Raw genomic sequence first — 16,535 nt, forward strand, 5'->3', positions numbered from 1 at the left:
GGATTCATTGATTTTCAATCAGAAACATCAATCACAAAACTTGTAAAGTGGTGTACCATTAATATACTCTATTTTTTGTTCTGGCTCTATATTTTCTTTCAATGCCTCCAAATGATTTTTTATATCATGGGAAAGCCTGCGGATATTTTCCATATCTTTCGATTGTTTCATATAATAATCATACTGCAAGCTCATCTCACTTATTTGAAGCTTTTTTTCATTTTCGATTTTTTTTACATTTAAGTAGTTCTCCAAAATCACTATGTTACAGACAGTTCCTAAAAACATAACAATAGGAACTATTGATATTGTAATAACTGACCATATGTTTCCAATAATTACCTTTTTATCATTATATAGGTTATCGGTACATACTGCCATAACTATAATATTAAGCAATAACGGGATGAAAATTGTCATCACATTAATGCTTGATAAATGCGGTGGAATTCTTTCTATAATTTTCTTTAATGTCAAACATCCGGCAATAATAACACTTTCTGCAATTACCATCATCACCACTTGGTATATTCCTGGTAATTCAGCTAATACTCTATTTCCACTATATGGATATAGGAAAATACTGCTTAGTAATTGCCCTAATAACGAAATAGATAAGAAAATACTGCCTATCAAAATACAATATTTCATATTCCGTTGAAATAAAAAATGTCCTATAAACATGACAATAATCACAATCGTAATATAATTATAAACGATATGTATGGATACCCCATTCTCCATTACCCGCACCAGAAAAATACTTCCAATGCACAAAACATAGGAATACCAATTTTTCTTTCGATACTCTTGATTGTTTTTTCTATCAATCAACAAATATGTAATCAGAAAAATATTAATTATTGAAAAAAGATTCTTTATAATACTCTGTGCATACACACTATACACTTCCTCCCCGTTCTGCCATTTTTTTCATTAGGTTTTGTTTTCTAGACCGTGTAATATAAATTTTAGCTCCGGAATAAAGTGTAGTGGTAAGATCATGTAATGATTCAATACAATCGACATTTACAATAATACCATTATGACAACGTACAAAATAGTATTTTTCCAAGCGTTCTTCTAAATCTCTCATTTTAAAATATCCATCTTCCTGATTTCCATTTCGTAGATGAAATAAAACCTTTCGTTTCACGGTTTCAATGTATTCTATATCGGAAAGAAATAGTTTAAAGTATCCTTTCTCATTCTTTACTGCTATGTATTTTTGCTCATATGACTCTAGTTTTCTTAATGCTCTATTCATTTCACAATTAATCTGTACTTGTGTAATTGGTTTTGTAATAAAATTTTGGACATCATACTTATATCCAACCCCTAAAAATTCATTATGAGATGATACATAAAGAATAATTGATTTTTCATCATGTCTGCGGATAATATCCACCAACTCCATGCCATCCATCGCAGGCATCTCTATATCCAAAAAGAAAATTTGGAATTCTTCTTTTAAAGATTCCATTAACTGCAACGGCTTTGTATATTTTTTTATACAAAAGTCCTTACCATTTTTCTCTGCATAAATTTTTAGCATTTTTTCAACTGTATCTACAAAATATTTTTCATCATCACATATCGCTATTTTTATCACTCATATCACCTATCTGCTTCTTCAGCATATTTTCCATCTGTGCTTCATTTAGCCTTCTTCCCATCAACAATAACGTAGCTTTATTTATCTCATCTAACTTTTGAAAAACATCCCATAATTCTTCAATTTGACTTTTACACAAATCACTATTATCTCCATATACCAAAACATCTATTGGTATGTCAAATATATTTGCCAGTTTCACCAATAAGCTACAGGGAATATTTTCAATATCTGCCTTTTCAATCCTGCTGATTGTCTGTTGACTCGTACCTAACTTTTCGCTTAATTCTTTTTGAGAAATCCCCAATTCCTTTCTCTTTCGCCTAATTATATTCATTTTCACCACCACATCAATATAATAAAACACTTACTACCAGTCACTTCATAAGTTGGTATTTATAATAAAAATAGCGTATTTTTACCCATATTTCAAGTTTTATTTTCAAAAAATTATAATTGAGGAGCATATATCTCCCATAGATTCCTCTTTTTCCTTTCAAAATAACACATATCAGGATTATGTTCACCTACTGTTCCACTATATGCCAAACTGTTCATGATGCAATTTTTGCTTTGGCACTTCACAGCAAAGCTGCATTTTGAACACATATTACCTTCTTTTCCTATTTTCCTCAATCTTTTGATACATTCCTTAGACAATCCATTTTCAACATCTCCAATGCACCCACTATCTTCTAAATTTGCCGCACAACCAAAGATTCTCCCATCCACCTTTATATATATTTGAATAAGACCTACACCACAAAATCCTGATTCTCCATTATTTTCTCCGTATTTCTTCAAATCTAAAATTGGTCCCCAAAGAAATGCTTTTCCTGCTTTTTTCCTTTTTAAATAGTAACGTAATACTTTTTCCCATTCATCAGCCAAACCATCCAACTGATCGGTTGTCCATCTATTCATAACATCAATAGAAGAATCCACTATGCTAAAATTTAGATTTTCAACTAAATGGCAAACAGATTCAAATGTTTCCCCATAATTATTCTGTGTAACAACATGTGCTGCCTGAATATATTGCTTGGTTCTCTTCTCGTATTCTTTGAAATACATACAGTTTTCAATAATATTAGAATAACTTCCAACACCATCAATCCTCTTTCTGTTTTTATTATGGGTTTCCTCATCTCCATCAATACTTACTTTTAAATGAATTCTATATTTAATCAGCCATGCTAAAATCTCATCATTTAAAATAGTTCCATTTGTCGTGATAGAATATGTCACTAAAATATTTCTTTTTAATGCCTGCCCCTCTATATAATCCACCAAATGCTTTAAAAATGAAAGACTTAAGAGTGCCTCTCCACCTACAAAATCCACCCATAATCTTCGATCTCTATGATTTTCCGCATTTAAAAATGCAATTTCCAATCCTTTGTATGCTATCTGTTCGGACATCTTTTGGTTTGTCTTTCTTCCAAGATAACAATATGTACAACGTAAATTACATATTTGGTTTACTTCTAAAGTAATTGTATACATATACTTTCCTCCAAAAAAGAAACCGCACAGACTATCATATCCGATAGGCTACACGGTTCTTTGTTTTAACTAGCTTCATTAATGTATGCCCCTGGAAATGGCCATGGGCAATCAGTTAAACATCTCTGCGTTCTTTCAGAACATCCGGTATAACTTTCTATTTCTTCCTCTGTTAAATCCAGTTCTTTTACGAACTCTTCTGTTGTTTCAGTATTAACCATGTTTTTTCTCCTTTCTGTTTAGTATATGAGGACTATAATCCATTTTTTTCCATACAACAATATTCTTTGTATAAATCAACATATTTTTGACATAGATTTTCAGTTTTCCCATTTTCCCACATATCTAGCTAATGCTCTCATGAACTCTTCTTTCTTATATTTACTTATTGGAATAGTCTTTAACTTCTGAACTTTATCTTTGATTAACACACTATCTTTCTTAACCCCTTCAACATAATCAAAATTGACCATATAACTATTATGACAGCGAAAAAATTGCTTTTTGCTTAAACGCTTCTCCAGTTCACTCATTCTTTGGCTACTTTGCACATCTCCATGAATTGTATGTAAGATCAACAGCTTGTTTTCTGTTTGTATATAGATTATATCGGAAAGTTGCAGCGTAATCAATCCATCGTGACATTTCAAAAATAATTTTTCCTCTGCATTCAACAATTTCTTTTTATATATTTTGTTTAAGATATTCTCAACTTTTCTATACAGTAAAGGTTTTGATAAAAAATCTTCTGCCGCAACTTCAAAGCCTTTCCCTGCATTAGTGATTGTATAATAAGAAGTACAAAAAACGATTGAAACATCAGTATCACTCTTCCGAATCTCCTCTGCTGTTTCAAATCCATCCATTTCAGGCATAGACACATCCAAAAATATAACATCAAACTTTCGTTTCTGATAATTCAATAATAACTGACTGCCACTTCCATACGAAGTAATTTTGACTTCTACATGATTTTCATTTCCATATTTTTCGATATAACTCTCCATTTTTTTATTATAGTCAATAATATCATCACATAATGCCACTTTAATCAACTTATTCCCTGCCTTTCTCGTGTGCTAATAATCGCTGGATCAAAATGTTGATGGTTAATTTATTTTCTTCACACAAATTTCTATATTGTTTTAATAATTTCCATTCTTCCTCTGTTACTTTTTCTATTTGCTCCGTACCATTTTCTTTGCACACTATTCCACATTCTTTTTGGTTCATCTCCATCGAAATTTCCTCCTACTATTTTTTACTATATTAGGGGATTTTAGTTTATCCCGTCTAGTATTCTTGTTTCAATTGCGTTTTTTATTGCCTAATTGGCAATTATAATTATGTAATCCATTTACTAAAAATGGCAGAATATGCTCTAGGGAGGTGTATGGATTATACCGCTACACCTCCTATAATTCTATTCTACATCCCTAAAATACCGTATGCACTTCAACAATTCTGCTGTCAATTCCTGGTACAGATCTTCATCAAAGATTCCATCTACCAAGGCATTTTTAATCAAGAGTGGTCGGTACATTTCAAATATTTCCAGAATAGCATCTTCATCCCCTTGTCTTGCCCGATATAACAATTCTTTAAAATTCATGATTTCTTTCCTCCCATTCTCTTTCGTATTTTGCGGATAGCCCAATAATACGCACCTTTACAGCGTTCTTCCGTCATCTGATTTAAGATGCTCATCTCCTTAAAAGTACGCTCCTCAAAGACATGCTGATAAATAAGCTTCCGTTCTTCTTCCTGCAAAGAAAACATGGCTTCTATAAGGCTTATATCCGTCATTTCGTTCCACTCTGGATATATCCCCTGTGCTTCTTCCATAAGCAGTTGTTCTTTCTGTTCCAATTCCAGCCTTTCCTCTGGAGAAATATCCGCATCTGTATATTCTTTATCTTCCAGATTTTCCTCTGCAAATAATATTTTCTGCTGCTTTTCCAGATACCGAAGTCTTTTTCCCCTTATAGATGCCAGCAAGTAAGCAGTGAAATAATTTCTTGTTTTAGATCCATTATATTTTTGTTCTTCTTTCATTTTCTACCTCCGAAATTTGAAATCAATAAGTTTCCAAATTTCAGAGGTGGAGATCTGCATCTGTGAAGGATATTTTTATTTTGGTAAAAGAAAACGCCGAACCACATTTCTTCTGGCTCGACATCTTTCTTATCCCATGCATCATCCTGCACGGTGACTTCATATATTAACGCATATACTGCATATAAATAACCCTTTTGGCACCCCTGCAAAAGCAAGATTTTTTTGACGAATCATTACACAAGTGCCTTGTCTTTCCTTGCAACATAGATGCTCCTCCCTTGTAGGTTCTCCTGCCCCGCAATTCACATTATATTGCGTATCTTCATGCACTATAATGCGTTTCTCTTACTATCAATCTACGATAAAATAAAACAATAAGTGAGGTGATGCGGATGCTGATGGATACCGTCAAGAAAAAATTAGGCTATATGGTAAGAAGTGAAAGAGAAAGGCGTGGTCTGTCACAAGCAAAACTTGCAGAACAAGCCGGTGTGTCCACCCGAACCATTTCGGATATTGAAACCTGTAATGGCAATCCGGAACTTGCAACTTTAATCCCAATTGCTCAATTTCTGGATATTTCAATTGATGCAGCTGTTCAGGATGAGCGAAAAGAACCAGACACTACTACCTATCAGATTATGAAAGAACTGCAAAACTGCTCTGAAGACGAGCGGCAAATTGCCCTACGCACCTTGCGTGGGCTTCTTTCTGCATTGAAAGAAAAGGATACACTCAATTAAGCTTTTTTCTGACAATATCTGATTTTTCATTATACGGATGAAATCTGTGAGAAACCTGTGCGGAATCTGTGAGGTTCCTGTGAACTGGCATAAATGTGCAACAAAAAAGAAGCACTCAAAAATCCGATGCTTCTTTTTTATTTTCTATCTATTTCTAAATGCACTCATTGCATCTCTAACGCTTTTGGCAACTTCAGGTGCAAGGACAAATTCAGATATCTTCTGTTTCTCTATTACATCTTCCTCTGTTTCTTCTTCCACTTGAACATTCTCCTGTTTTGAAAAATAATTCTGCATTGCTTTTTCCACTTCTTGCTTTACCAATTCCAACATCATAATCTGCAAAGCTTCTTGGTTCAATACAGCCCCTTTTTCTGTACTGCCGCCATCTATATGAGCAACCACTGCTGATGCGATTAAGTCGGCTTTATCCCTTACGGAATTTAAAATCTCTGCCGCACATACATGTGTCGGCTTTGTTTTATCAAATCCAAGTGTGAATTTATAGGGATTCTTTTTCTCCACATTTATCACACTCCTCTACATAATCTGAAACAGTCTGTCATATCCTTTGGCATTGGCAGAAATATCCTCAATAAAGGTATATTTCCCCAGACGGTCCGATTGTTCCAGAAAATGGCTCAATAGCTTTGCCCCGCCTCCAATAAATACCGTATATGCTGCTTTGGTATCTATGCCTCTTTCTCGAATACTGTTCAGCAGATCCTTTACAAAATCCTGCACCATACCTTCTGTCATACGGACTACAGCCTCTTCATAAAACTCTGTGTTTCCCTGAAGGATACTGTCAATATCACTTTCCTCTAACAAAATATCATATTCACTGTTAATCCCGGAAATAATCTTGTTATACATGGTAATCACACCTTTTTCCATAGAATCACAGGCTTCCATATCCGGATTACCTTTCCGCATCAGCAGATAGTCTGTAGTAAATCCTCCTATATCAATTCCTACTACTTTGGGAATCTGCTGCAGCTTTTCAATCATAGTCATCATAGCCGCATAGTCCTGTGGAAATGCCATTACCTCTCCAATGGTGATATGATATGTCCTACCACAGTAATTGATATCATGGATTTTCCCTTGTCTTTTAAAATATGCTTCATACCGTTCACAAAGTTCTGCATAATGCTTGGGTGGCAGCCCAATCGGAAGATCCACCTGAATGACATCCTCCGGCTGAATTTGAGGGTTTTCCTCCAGCTCTTTTACGATTGCAAATAGAGTAAGGATAAAAAATCGATCATCCTGCGTTTTATCTCTTTGATAAGGAATCCTATTTTCACTCAGCACATAATACTTTCCCTCATAGAACAGGAACTTTTCCCCTCTGGCAGGCTTTTTATCCTGAATGGTAAGCCCTGTCGTAAATACCTGGGAACAGGTTTTCATATTTCTATTGCCATGGTCTACCGCAATCCGAACTTTTTTTATCATAAAATCATCTCTCCTTTTTTTCTTTATACTTCTCTTGTACGCAGAGCTTCCGTACAAAGCAACTTTTTTTCAAAAAAATATCCTGTCTGCAGCATTTTGCTACAGACAGATGCTTTCTTCCTATATAATAATTTTTAACATTTATCTTTAAACCACCATATATTTCCAGTCCTCATTCGAATTATTTCTCTTTATAAAAAATTAATCTGTTCTGCCTTTTGAGGCAAAATCTTTTTAAACAGTTCCATATAGCGTTCGTATCCGGCTGTAATCAATGGACCACGAAGTGATGTTTCTGACCAAAGTAGCAGTTCTTCTTCCTCTGAATAATACGGAATATTACTAACTGTAAATTTCCCGCCAAAATAATGGGGTGTACTGACTTTCAAAAAATCCTGCATATCCTGCTTTGTCGATACCAGTGGCAAACCTTTCATTTTTCGCACAAAAAAAGCCTCTACCACATCGGGTAAGAAGCCTTTCTTTAAATAAGCATTTGCTCTGCCAAATATTTGGGTTGAACACTCCAGCCGTACTTCTCTTTCTTTTTCGCTGCAAGTTGTATCCAGCACAACCTCTGCCAATGCCTTTGCATATTCAAAATCTAACATCTGTTATTCCTCCATTTTTATTTTCTGTTTCAGTTTTCCATGTACTAAATAGCGATAATCCTTTCGGGTATTTACACAAGTTGATAAGGTCACTACCTGATCCTCCTCGGTAACTGTCATCCCTGTGTTATACTCAGCACTTCTTTGTAGTGTTTCCAGAAAAACTTCATAGTCCTCAGAAGTAGGAAAATCATAAGTATATGCTGGATGATCCGTCGGTGCTGCATAACAGGAAAAAATCTGATACTCATAAATATATCCTGGCACATACATATAAAAACAGGGATAGTTTCGATAAAGTGCCTGTGACTGATACTGATCCAGGGTTCCAAACATGCTCCCATCCTTCATATTATGCCCATAGATAATGGAATTTCTGTCTGATAAATTCTCCTGGTTGTGAAAGTCCATAAAAATACTGCCACTTTTATGATTTTCTCCCGTAATCAGGTGATGCAGATAATAGTCATTATCCCTCCCCTGGACTACCGGATAACTAATTTCCAAACCAGGAATCTCAATCCATGCAATGACATCTGGATTGATTTCTTCCAGCTTGTTAAAATCCACCTGTAGGAATCCCTGTTCTACGACCTCCCCTGTTGTTTCCCCTGGAACCGCTTCTGGTGACAGGTCTTGATCCTCTATCTTTTGTGTAAACCCTTCCATCTGCTTATAGACTTTTTGACTTTCCTGATAATTCAAATAAATTTGCAATATCCTTCCTCCTGCAAATAAAAAAACAGCAATGGCTACAAGCATAAATATACCGTAAATTTTCTTTCGTTTCATCGAATCCTCCTCTTCCATAAGACCGGACAACTTGCCCGGTCCATATTTACCCCGTATTTTTCAATACATAGTAATAATCATCAATTCCTTTGATCTGCCCATTCCACTCACCATAAGAATCCATGTCCCAAACCATACGGCTCATGGAAATAGACAATCCACTACAGATTTCATACACCTTTCTACAAGCGTTCTGTAGAATCTGCCGTTTCTGCATCTTATGCGGACAATAAAAAGTGGCTAGTTTACGTTGACAGGCATCACATTTCTCAGAATCCCCATCACAATATACCTTCATTTTTTTATCCATATCATAAGCTTCATATAGGTGCTGCAGATGCCTGCTTTTCAGTGTTTCCAAAACTGGCTTTAAATTTCTGTACTGATTGACACCTGCAACGCAAATGAACGTATCTCCAGATAAATAGTGGGCTATCGTACCTTTTAATGCACCTTCTGTTAAATAGATCTGTTCTGCGTCCAGACTTCCTATGACATGTACCGGACTCCCTGATGATACTCCATTTTGGAATTTCACACTGGAAAGCCAGATATACTTCCGTCCCTCCATTACCTGATCCAACCGTATCTGAAATCCTTGTATTTTTCCTTCCATGGATCGAATCGGTATCAAAATCCCAGAATTTTTAGAAGTAAAATTAATTGTCCATTTCCCATCTTGATCTTCATAAAATCCTGGCACACCTTTTACTGTCTGTCCGGATTCCAACAGTTTTTGTACCATGTTTTTAATTCCAAACAACGGTACACTACGATACCTCTGTATCTCGATCTGTTCTTTCGTCAGCCCTCTTTTTTTAAGATCTTCCTGATGTTTATCATTTAAGGTCAATAACGACAACATTTCTTGATATGTTCGGTCAATGACATCTGCATCCGCTAACTCGGCATTGAAAATTTCTACAGGCTCTTCTTTATGAACTACCTGATAATCCGTCCGGTATTCCCCCTTTCCCAGAGCTTCCCGGATTTGTCGGTTTGCCTCTGCACTGGAAACACCATGCAGTCTTCCGTATAATTCTAGCATTCCACCGGAAGCATCACACCGATTACAACGGAACACATTTTTCTGAAGATTAACATTCATTTTCCCTTTTGTTTCTCCACAAAATGGACAATTCACATCCATTGACGAAGAATTTTTATGCCGTACTCTAAGCTGCAGTAAATGCACGACATCTGTGATATCGTAGCTAAAGCCTGACATATCATACACTCTATGGTTCCTCCTTTCTTCCACAGCCTTTATTGGCTGTGGAAAGAATGTTAAGCCGGCTATTTGCTATGCCTTTGCAAGAATTACTCTGGCTGCCGCCGGTATGAAATGGTTCTGTCCATGATACTGTTCTGCGAACCATTGCAAGCTGGAAGGACTTTCTATTGCAACCTGTCCCATGGTTTTTCCACTAAATTTTCCCTGTCCTGTTACGGCTACTTGTATTGCCTGCTCATAACTCATCCATTTCACCAGTTCTTCCACTGGCATATTGGGATCCAGAAATTGCGGCTTAGAAGGCATCTGCTGCATAACTGGTACAGATCCAGTTGCCGGACTCATTACCGGATTTGTCATCTGTCCTGTACCCGTTACCCCGCCAATCGTATTTCCATTGGCTTGTGCTTCTTGATAAAACTGTTCCATCATCTGCTGCCCCGGAGTTGCTTGAGGCGGAAATGATGGCATGGTTCCTGCTGACTGATTGGGAGTCTGCTGCATTCCTGGTGCAGGGGTTTGTGCTGGCATCGCAGTCTGCATCTGTGTTCCCTGATTTACAGGAATTCCTGCATCTACCTGCATTGGATCATTTCCTTCCCCTACATCAGCAAATTGCAGGCCATACCCAGCATCTGCCAAAGCTCGCCCAATTGCCGCTGTTTCTGCCATTTCAAGAAATTTATCCCCAAACTGTATATCTGCTGTACGAAACTTCTGTGAAAAGGAATTTGCAATATAATTATCTTCCTGATCACACTTATCCAGATAAATTCTGGCTTCTACGACTGCCATATTTTCGGTAAAGTGAACAATCCGGCTGATAATCTTGCCTGTAGGATTTACCAGACGGAACCACAGCTTCCGATATTTCACATCCAGATACCGTTGTTCCTCCTGCCCTTCATTAGAAATAACTCTGGCAAGTTCCAGAGGATAAAATCCTTCCACTTTATTCAGTTCTTCTACTGCTTTTGACTTGTTATATAATAATTCGCTCATTGCCTGCTCCTTTCTTTGGAACCGGCAGGACATCCCTTCATAAAGTAATAACCTGCCAATTCTCAACATTGAACTATTTTGCTATTTTTTTACACAGCCCGGTTGCAAATTGTTGCAGGGATCCGTCTGTTTTCCTGTCTCTGATACCGTTCACAATACTGTTGTATTTTTACTGCCAGCATCGTCTTTCTGGTTCCCGTATCATCTGTGTGGATTGCCTGACAAACGGCTTTCCATTCCCCAACAATATAAACACGCTGTTTTGCCCTGGTGATTCCCGTATAAAAGATGTTCCGCTTCAGCATGGGATAAAAAGCTTTTAACCACGGAATGATGACCACCTGGCACTCGCTTCCTTGGCTTTTGTGTATGGTTATGGCGTTTGCATGTTCAATCATTTCCACCTGCTCTGCCTCATACTTCACCCTGCGGCCATCTGTAAATACGATTTGAACCAGAGGGTTATTGTCCTCATCTTCAGCAATCTGTACCAATGTACCCAAATCTCCGTTACTGGCAAATTCTGTATTCTTGTTTTGAAGGATTCTGTCACCTTCCCGAAATATCTCACCGCCAAGATGAAGCTCCCTTTTTCCGGATACAGGGGGATTTACCTCGTCCTGCAGACTGCGGTTCAGTTCCAAGACACCGGCTGCACTTCTCACTTTATATGGAGAGAGTATCTGTACTTGCTCCATACCATACATCTGAATTTCCTTGAGATAGATATTTTTAACAATTTGTGCCGCCGCATCTGCTCCTGAACATTCGACCATCTGGAAATCATCCCCCCATTGCAGGTTTGTCTTTCCTTCATTGATAAGTTGAGCATTTATGGGGATGTTGCTGTCCTTCCCCTGGCGATATACCAGATTTAAAACAGTAACCGGTATTTTCCCGCACAAGATAAGCTGCCGGAACACATCTCCTGCTCCTACAGAAGGAAGCTGGTGGACATCTCCTACCAAAAGCACTCTGGCTCCTGCTTTTACCTTGTAAAAAAATTCATAGGCAAGGTGCATATCTACCATAGATACCTCATCCACATTAATAAAATCTGCGGACAATTCATCTATAAGTGCTTCATAATCACCATCACCAAAAAGCCCCAATGCCATGTGCATCGTAGTTGCATCTCCACTTCCGGTACTCTCTGCCATTCGCCTTGCGGCACGTCCAGTCGGTGCCATCAGTTTTACTTCATTCCCGCATTTTTTCTGATAGATATACAAGATGATCTTCAAAACCGTTGTTTTTCCGGTTCCAGGTCCTCCAGTAATAATGCTGATCGGGTTTGCAAAAACCATACGTACTGCTTCTTTCTGCTGTTCGGATAATGTTATGTTTAAATCCTCCTGTGCTTCCTCCAGTTCCTTTTCAATCGTAAGAACTGGAATTCGCTCATGCAATTTTCTTGCAATCATAGAGGCTGTATCCTCTTCTTCCTGATGCTGTTGGGTAATGTAAACCCTATTCTCTTCTACCACGATACTGTCCTGCATGACCAGACGATATAACACTTTTAAAATCTCTGTTTCCGTCACCGGCTGAAGATTCAGTTCTTTATTCAGAACCTTCAATGCATCTTTTACCAGAATTTCCTGCTCCAGATATAAATGTCCGTTCTGCTTCATGGCTTCCCGCAGCACATAGCTGACGCATCCGGAAATACGCATAGGATCATTTGTTGCAGCACAGCACTGCCTTGCAATGGCATCCACAGTGAGAAAACCAAACCCTTTGACTGAGCAAAGTATATAAGGCTGCTTCCGAATGATTTCTACGGATTGATCCCGAAACTTCTGAAAAATCATATTTGCTTTTTTAGGCGTAACATGAAACGGTGATAAAAAAGTCATCAATTCCCGGAATACTTTGTTTTTTCCAAAAGAATCCACAATACGGTCCAGTTTTTTCTGAGATATCCCCTGAATCTTTAATAATTCCTGTGGATACTTTTCCATTACCTCCAAGGTATCCAGACCAAAACGATTGACAATCCGTTCTGCCGTTTTGGGACCAATTCCTTTTAAAGAACCACAAGAAAGGTATCCTAAGATACCTTCCCTTGTTCTAGGTACAACTTCCAAAAAAGTTTCTACCTTGTATTGTGTTCCATGGGAATTTGTCTCCCACTCGCCTTCCATCTCTATTTCGATTTCATCCGTAAGAGGCAGGTCATATCCTTTTGCAGTAAACGCAATGATTTTTTTGTCTGCCCAAAATTTATCTCTGGCAGAAAGAGGAACCTCATGATCCAGCGTGGAAAATAACGCAACCGTATATCCGTTTTCCTCATTTTGAAAAATCTTACGTATATATTTGCACCTCATCGTCTATGCTCCTCCAGTTCTCTACTTTCATCAATTCGCCTGATTTCATCTTGGAATCATACCAATAAACGTCTTTTCCTTTTTCAAATGCTGTCTGAATCTCTCTTCTCATTCCCTCGCTGATGCAGGAACCACAAATTATTAATACTTCACATAAATCCAGCATCAAAGCTCCAATCTGCATTGCAGTCTCACGCTCTTCTGGGATACGGTCATCCAACATTAACGGAAGATGTGCATGTGAAGCAAAAGTACGGCAATGATACAGCCTTTTCATCTGCATGAGATAGTATTTTGCCAGTTCCATATTATGCTGCATTCCCTCTGGATTCGGGGCAGACAGCGGAGAACAAATATATGCCTTTTTTCCTTGTAACATTATGCAACCTCCTTTTTAATCCGGAAAATCCTGCTTTCTGTAGTGCTTGTGTATTCTTCGTAGATATCCGGATGCTGATTTTTCAGTTTCTCCATATTTTCTTTTCCAATCTGGGTGCGTATCGTAGGATTATAAGTAATCCGGTAACGGAAACTCCCATCCTCGATCACTGCCTTACACCCTTGTCCAAGAAGCTCGACAAACGGTACGCTCAATGCACGTTGTTCCGCTTCAATCTCCTTTTTTCTCTTTTCCAATTGGGATTTTTCTTCAGATAATTTGAGATATTTTTCAAGACTGCGTGATTCCAAGCTAGATATGCTGATTTCAGGAATTGATTTGTCTGCGTAACCATTATATTTCCGGATACTAGCCAAAATGAGATCTGGCTTTCCGGAATACGGTGGTTCTATTTTCTTCTCCACATATTCCTCCCAGAAGTATTTCTCCTGGTCAATGAGTTCTTCTTCCTCCATTCTATCTCGTTCCAGACACCGGTAAACAAATTCATTTTCATTGTTTCCATAAAGGCAAGCAATATATGCCTTATTCATATTCATGACTGCAAGATAATGACGAACCTGCAAAACATAGTTTTCAGGAATCCCATCATCTGCCCATTTGTCTTTTGCATTGTAATTACAGGTTTTACATTCCAAAATCCCAATGCTGCCATCTGGAAAACGGATAAAGTAATCCACATCCGCTAACATAAACGGATATAGCGGATGCCGGAACATTTTTCGTACAGGGAAAACTTCAAGTCCAGTCTTCTTGGCAAAAATCATGGCAACCAAATCTTCCAGGCGGTGTCCCACTTCTTTCGCTACCCAGTTTTCTTCCTCTTCTTCGATTACTGGCGTAACACCAATTTTATCGAAATACAAATCCCTGATTGTCGAAAATGGGGATAAGCCCATGATTGCCGCTGCATCGCTTCCACCAATACCAAGACGCCGATAATCCAACCAATCTTCTCGGCTCAAATCTGCTGTATCAACAAGAACTTCCGGCTGATAATTTAATGCTGTATTCATCTCATTTCCTCCTTATAATTTAATCGTTCCATATACATCAAACCCTTTCCAGTCAAAGACCAGTGTTTTTGCAATATCTTCTTCCAATTTTAAAATCCGTGGTGCAGAAAATCCTTCACAAGCAGCAAAGAAAGCAGCTTCGTGCATGGCAAAATAAAGATCATGAGCTGTGCATGGTTCTTCCCCATATTGTCCCACAAAAAGCTCTACTACTTCGTTTCGGATTTTCTGATTGATTTTGAGTTCCTTCATAATCAGATGCAGACAGTTTACAGGGTTTTGGATATCTATATCCATCAAACCAACAATTCCTTTAACCGCTTCCTGATAACGGGAAAAAATTTTGTCCAGATTATTCCGGAAATCCTGTAAGGTTGCCCCTCTATCATGTGACAGTTTGATAGGACTACCCAGGTTAATGACACGATTACTGGTTTGTGAGAGCATCATGGGATACAGATTCACACCACTTACTGCTACATCAGAAGTAGTCAGGCGCAGTGCAGGAGCAAGGCTCTTATCCTCAATTCCATGATCCTCCAAAGCCTGGTGATAAGTATCCAAAAGTTCCTGATTTCCTCCTAAAGTCCACATAGCAGACACAATGGAATGGTCAAAACTTCCAGATCCCTCCAGATACGTACTTCCCTTAAAATGTGCTTTCAGATAATCACTTGTCATATTGAAGATTGTCTGCATATCCAGTACACAGTAATCATGATCATCACCGCCATGTACTGCAGATACTTTTCCATCTGCCACCTTGATTAAGGCATCTCCTTTCGCTACCTGAAGACAGTAGTTTACTACCTTTGCATAAGTAGCTTTCTCCAGTTTCTTTAATCCTGTTCCATTAATGCCGGCTCTTTTCAGAATTGTATGGATAGCACAGTCACGAACCGGATAAAAATCCTTGTTCACTTTTAATACCAACTGGGTATTCTTTTCTGTATCCTCTACTATTCCTTCCAGTTCTTTTTCACAGGCTTCTTCAATGGTTTCTGCCTCCTTTTCCAATGGAACCAGTTTTAGCATCCTGGTAGGCTTACGAATCCACTTGGACTGCTTTGCCCTCTCAGCCAGAAATTCCAGCATCTCCGTTGTACTTGTAAATGTAGTGCAAAACTCATCTGCATAAATCTTTGTTTCTTTCATGTGTGTACCACCTTTCTTAAATTTATTTATCCATAAACAGCCAAAGCTGATTGTGGCAATCCTGCCTTTCATTAGGACATAAAAAAAGAATGAAAAGTGAAGTATTCCTTCGCTATCCATTCTCATATCCCTGATAATATTACCGAAAAAACAAAAGTGCCGCTATTGCCCCATAAGGACAGATAGTGACACTTTATACAATCATAAACAACTTATGCGGAATAAGCAGCCTTACTGCTCTCCTTGAGTCTTCGGATTTATACAAATCCAAAACTCCCCCTATGGGTACGCATAAAATTAACTATAGCAGTATAGTAGCACATGATATAGTATATGTCAATCTTCATGCACAATATATTGTATGTTCTTAAATACTATGCTTTGCATATATGACTTCAATTAAAATATTGAAATATCACGTATCCCACCTCTCTTTTTTCAAGTTTATAGAAAAATTTTTAATAAAAAGTACATAATCTGTTCAATCTGAAAAAATCTCAGTTAATTACTTAATGAAATTGTTAAGACAAAACCAAGTCTTACGCTATTGTACCTTGCTACGAAAATAAAACTCGTAGCCAAAAACTGAACCTTGACAACAAATGTTTT

The 16,535-nt window shown here is 37.7% G+C and carries 20 protein-coding genes; 1 reads left to right on the forward strand and 19 read right to left on the reverse strand.

All coding sequences use genetic code 11. The annotated features are described in order from the left end of the window. Positions 1-27 precede the first annotated feature (27 nt). The 9 genes from LJE11_RS16780 to LJE11_RS16820 all read right to left on the reverse strand — a co-directional run bounded on the left by LJE11_RS16780 (position 28) and on the right by LJE11_RS16820 (position 5,176). Positions 28-900, reverse strand: a complete 873-nt coding sequence (locus LJE11_RS16780) for a hypothetical protein (protein ID WP_227296279.1) — start codon at positions 898-900, stop codon at positions 28-30. Between the two features lies 1 nt (position 901). Then, complete coding sequence (locus tag LJE11_RS16785; protein WP_054337522.1) at positions 902-1,612, reverse strand: LytR/AlgR family response regulator transcription factor; 711 nt, start codon at positions 1,610-1,612, stop codon at positions 902-904. Continuing rightward, on the reverse strand, positions 1,590-1,952 hold the full coding sequence (locus LJE11_RS16790) for a helix-turn-helix domain-containing protein (RefSeq protein ID WP_054337521.1): 363 nt from the start codon (positions 1,950-1,952) through the stop codon (positions 1,590-1,592). Before LJE11_RS16790 ends, LJE11_RS16785 begins: the two co-directional genes overlap by 23 nt. Before the next feature lie 113 nt (positions 1,953-2,065). After that, positions 2,066-3,121, reverse strand: coding sequence for a radical SAM protein (locus LJE11_RS16795; RefSeq protein ID WP_054337520.1), 1,056 nt, complete (start codon positions 3,119-3,121; stop codon positions 2,066-2,068). Between the two features lie 65 nt (positions 3,122-3,186). Next, the gene (locus LJE11_RS16800; RefSeq protein ID WP_054337519.1) at positions 3,187-3,342 is read right to left on the reverse strand and encodes a hypothetical protein; all 156 of its coding nucleotides are present in this window, start codon (positions 3,340-3,342) and stop codon (positions 3,187-3,189) included. A 99-nt stretch (positions 3,343-3,441) separates the two neighbouring features. Then, entirely contained in the window at positions 3,442-4,167 is a 726-nt protein-coding gene (locus LJE11_RS16805; RefSeq protein ID WP_226824573.1) for a LytR/AlgR family response regulator transcription factor, read from the reverse strand. A 10-nt stretch (positions 4,168-4,177) separates the two neighbouring features. Beyond that, positions 4,178-4,360 carry a hypothetical protein gene (locus LJE11_RS16810; RefSeq protein WP_005342250.1) on the reverse strand — a complete coding sequence of 61 codons (183 nt, stop codon included), beginning with the start codon at positions 4,358-4,360 and terminating at the stop codon, positions 4,178-4,180. A gap of 184 nt (positions 4,361-4,544) precedes the next feature. Continuing rightward, positions 4,545-4,733, reverse strand: a complete 189-nt coding sequence (locus tag LJE11_RS16815; protein ID WP_054337518.1) for a helix-turn-helix domain-containing protein — start codon at positions 4,731-4,733, stop codon at positions 4,545-4,547. Then, the gene (locus LJE11_RS16820; RefSeq protein WP_117843953.1) at positions 4,730-5,176 is read right to left on the reverse strand and encodes a sigma-70 family RNA polymerase sigma factor; all 447 of its coding nucleotides are present in this window, start codon (positions 5,174-5,176) and stop codon (positions 4,730-4,732) included. Before LJE11_RS16820 ends, LJE11_RS16815 begins: the two co-directional genes overlap by 4 nt. 395 nt (positions 5,177-5,571) lie before the next feature. Between LJE11_RS16820 and LJE11_RS16825 the strand changes: the two genes are divergently transcribed. Continuing rightward, the gene (locus LJE11_RS16825; RefSeq protein ID WP_118331594.1) at positions 5,572-5,922 is read left to right on the forward strand and encodes a helix-turn-helix domain-containing protein; all 351 of its coding nucleotides are present in this window, start codon (positions 5,572-5,574) and stop codon (positions 5,920-5,922) included. A 144-nt stretch (positions 5,923-6,066) separates the two neighbouring features. On the opposite strand, the gene LJE11_RS16830 is transcribed toward LJE11_RS16825, so the two are convergent. From LJE11_RS16830 to LJE11_RS16875, 10 genes are all read right to left on the reverse strand, one after another. Further along, entirely contained in the window at positions 6,067-6,447 is a 381-nt protein-coding gene (locus LJE11_RS16830; RefSeq protein WP_226824567.1) for a stage III sporulation protein AF, read from the reverse strand. A gap of 15 nt (positions 6,448-6,462) precedes the next feature. Beyond that, positions 6,463-7,383 carry a ParM/StbA family protein gene (locus LJE11_RS16835; RefSeq protein WP_117843951.1) on the reverse strand — a complete coding sequence of 307 codons (921 nt, stop codon included), beginning with the start codon at positions 7,381-7,383 and terminating at the stop codon, positions 6,463-6,465. 191 nt (positions 7,384-7,574) lie between these two features. Continuing rightward, on the reverse strand, positions 7,575-7,994 hold the full coding sequence (locus LJE11_RS16840; RefSeq protein WP_117843950.1) for a hypothetical protein: 420 nt from the start codon (positions 7,992-7,994) through the stop codon (positions 7,575-7,577). A 3-nt stretch (positions 7,995-7,997) separates the two neighbouring features. Then, positions 7,998-8,786 (reverse strand): class B sortase, encoded by a 789-nt coding sequence (srtB, locus tag LJE11_RS16845; RefSeq protein ID WP_227296281.1) that lies wholly within the window; start codon positions 8,784-8,786, stop codon positions 7,998-8,000. A gap of 46 nt (positions 8,787-8,832) precedes the next feature. Beyond that, a complete protein-coding gene (locus LJE11_RS16850) occupies positions 8,833-10,014 on the reverse strand; it encodes a CHC2 zinc finger domain-containing protein (RefSeq protein WP_255656259.1) in 1,182 nt (393 codons plus the stop codon). Positions 10,015-10,089: 75 nt separating this feature from the next. Beyond that, complete coding sequence (locus tag LJE11_RS16855) at positions 10,090-11,022, reverse strand: hypothetical protein (protein WP_173763162.1); 933 nt, start codon at positions 11,020-11,022, stop codon at positions 10,090-10,092. Positions 11,023-11,111: 89 nt separating this feature from the next. Continuing rightward, positions 11,112-13,355 carry an SF1B family DNA helicase RecD2 gene (recD2, locus tag LJE11_RS16860; RefSeq protein ID WP_117576791.1) on the reverse strand — a complete coding sequence of 748 codons (2,244 nt, stop codon included), beginning with the start codon at positions 13,353-13,355 and terminating at the stop codon, positions 11,112-11,114. After that, positions 13,333-13,734 (reverse strand): DUF7768 domain-containing protein, encoded by a 402-nt coding sequence (locus LJE11_RS16865; protein WP_117576790.1) that lies wholly within the window; start codon positions 13,732-13,734, stop codon positions 13,333-13,335. Before LJE11_RS16865 ends, recD2 begins: the two co-directional genes overlap by 23 nt. After that, positions 13,734-14,771: a YqaJ viral recombinase family nuclease gene (locus tag LJE11_RS16870; RefSeq protein WP_117851336.1), complete on the reverse strand. Its 1,038-nt coding sequence runs from the start codon at positions 14,769-14,771 to the stop codon at positions 13,734-13,736. Before LJE11_RS16870 ends, LJE11_RS16865 begins: the two co-directional genes overlap by 1 nt. 12 nt (positions 14,772-14,783) lie before the next feature. Beyond that, positions 14,784-15,926 (reverse strand): transposase, encoded by a 1,143-nt coding sequence (locus tag LJE11_RS16875; protein WP_173685593.1) that lies wholly within the window; start codon positions 15,924-15,926, stop codon positions 14,784-14,786. Positions 15,927-16,535: the final 609 nt, after the last annotated feature.

The organism is Blautia sp. DFI.1.216, from assembly GCF_020594215.1.
Taxonomy (GTDB): Bacteria; Bacillota; Clostridia; order Lachnospirales; family Lachnospiraceae; genus Blautia_A; species Blautia_A wexlerae.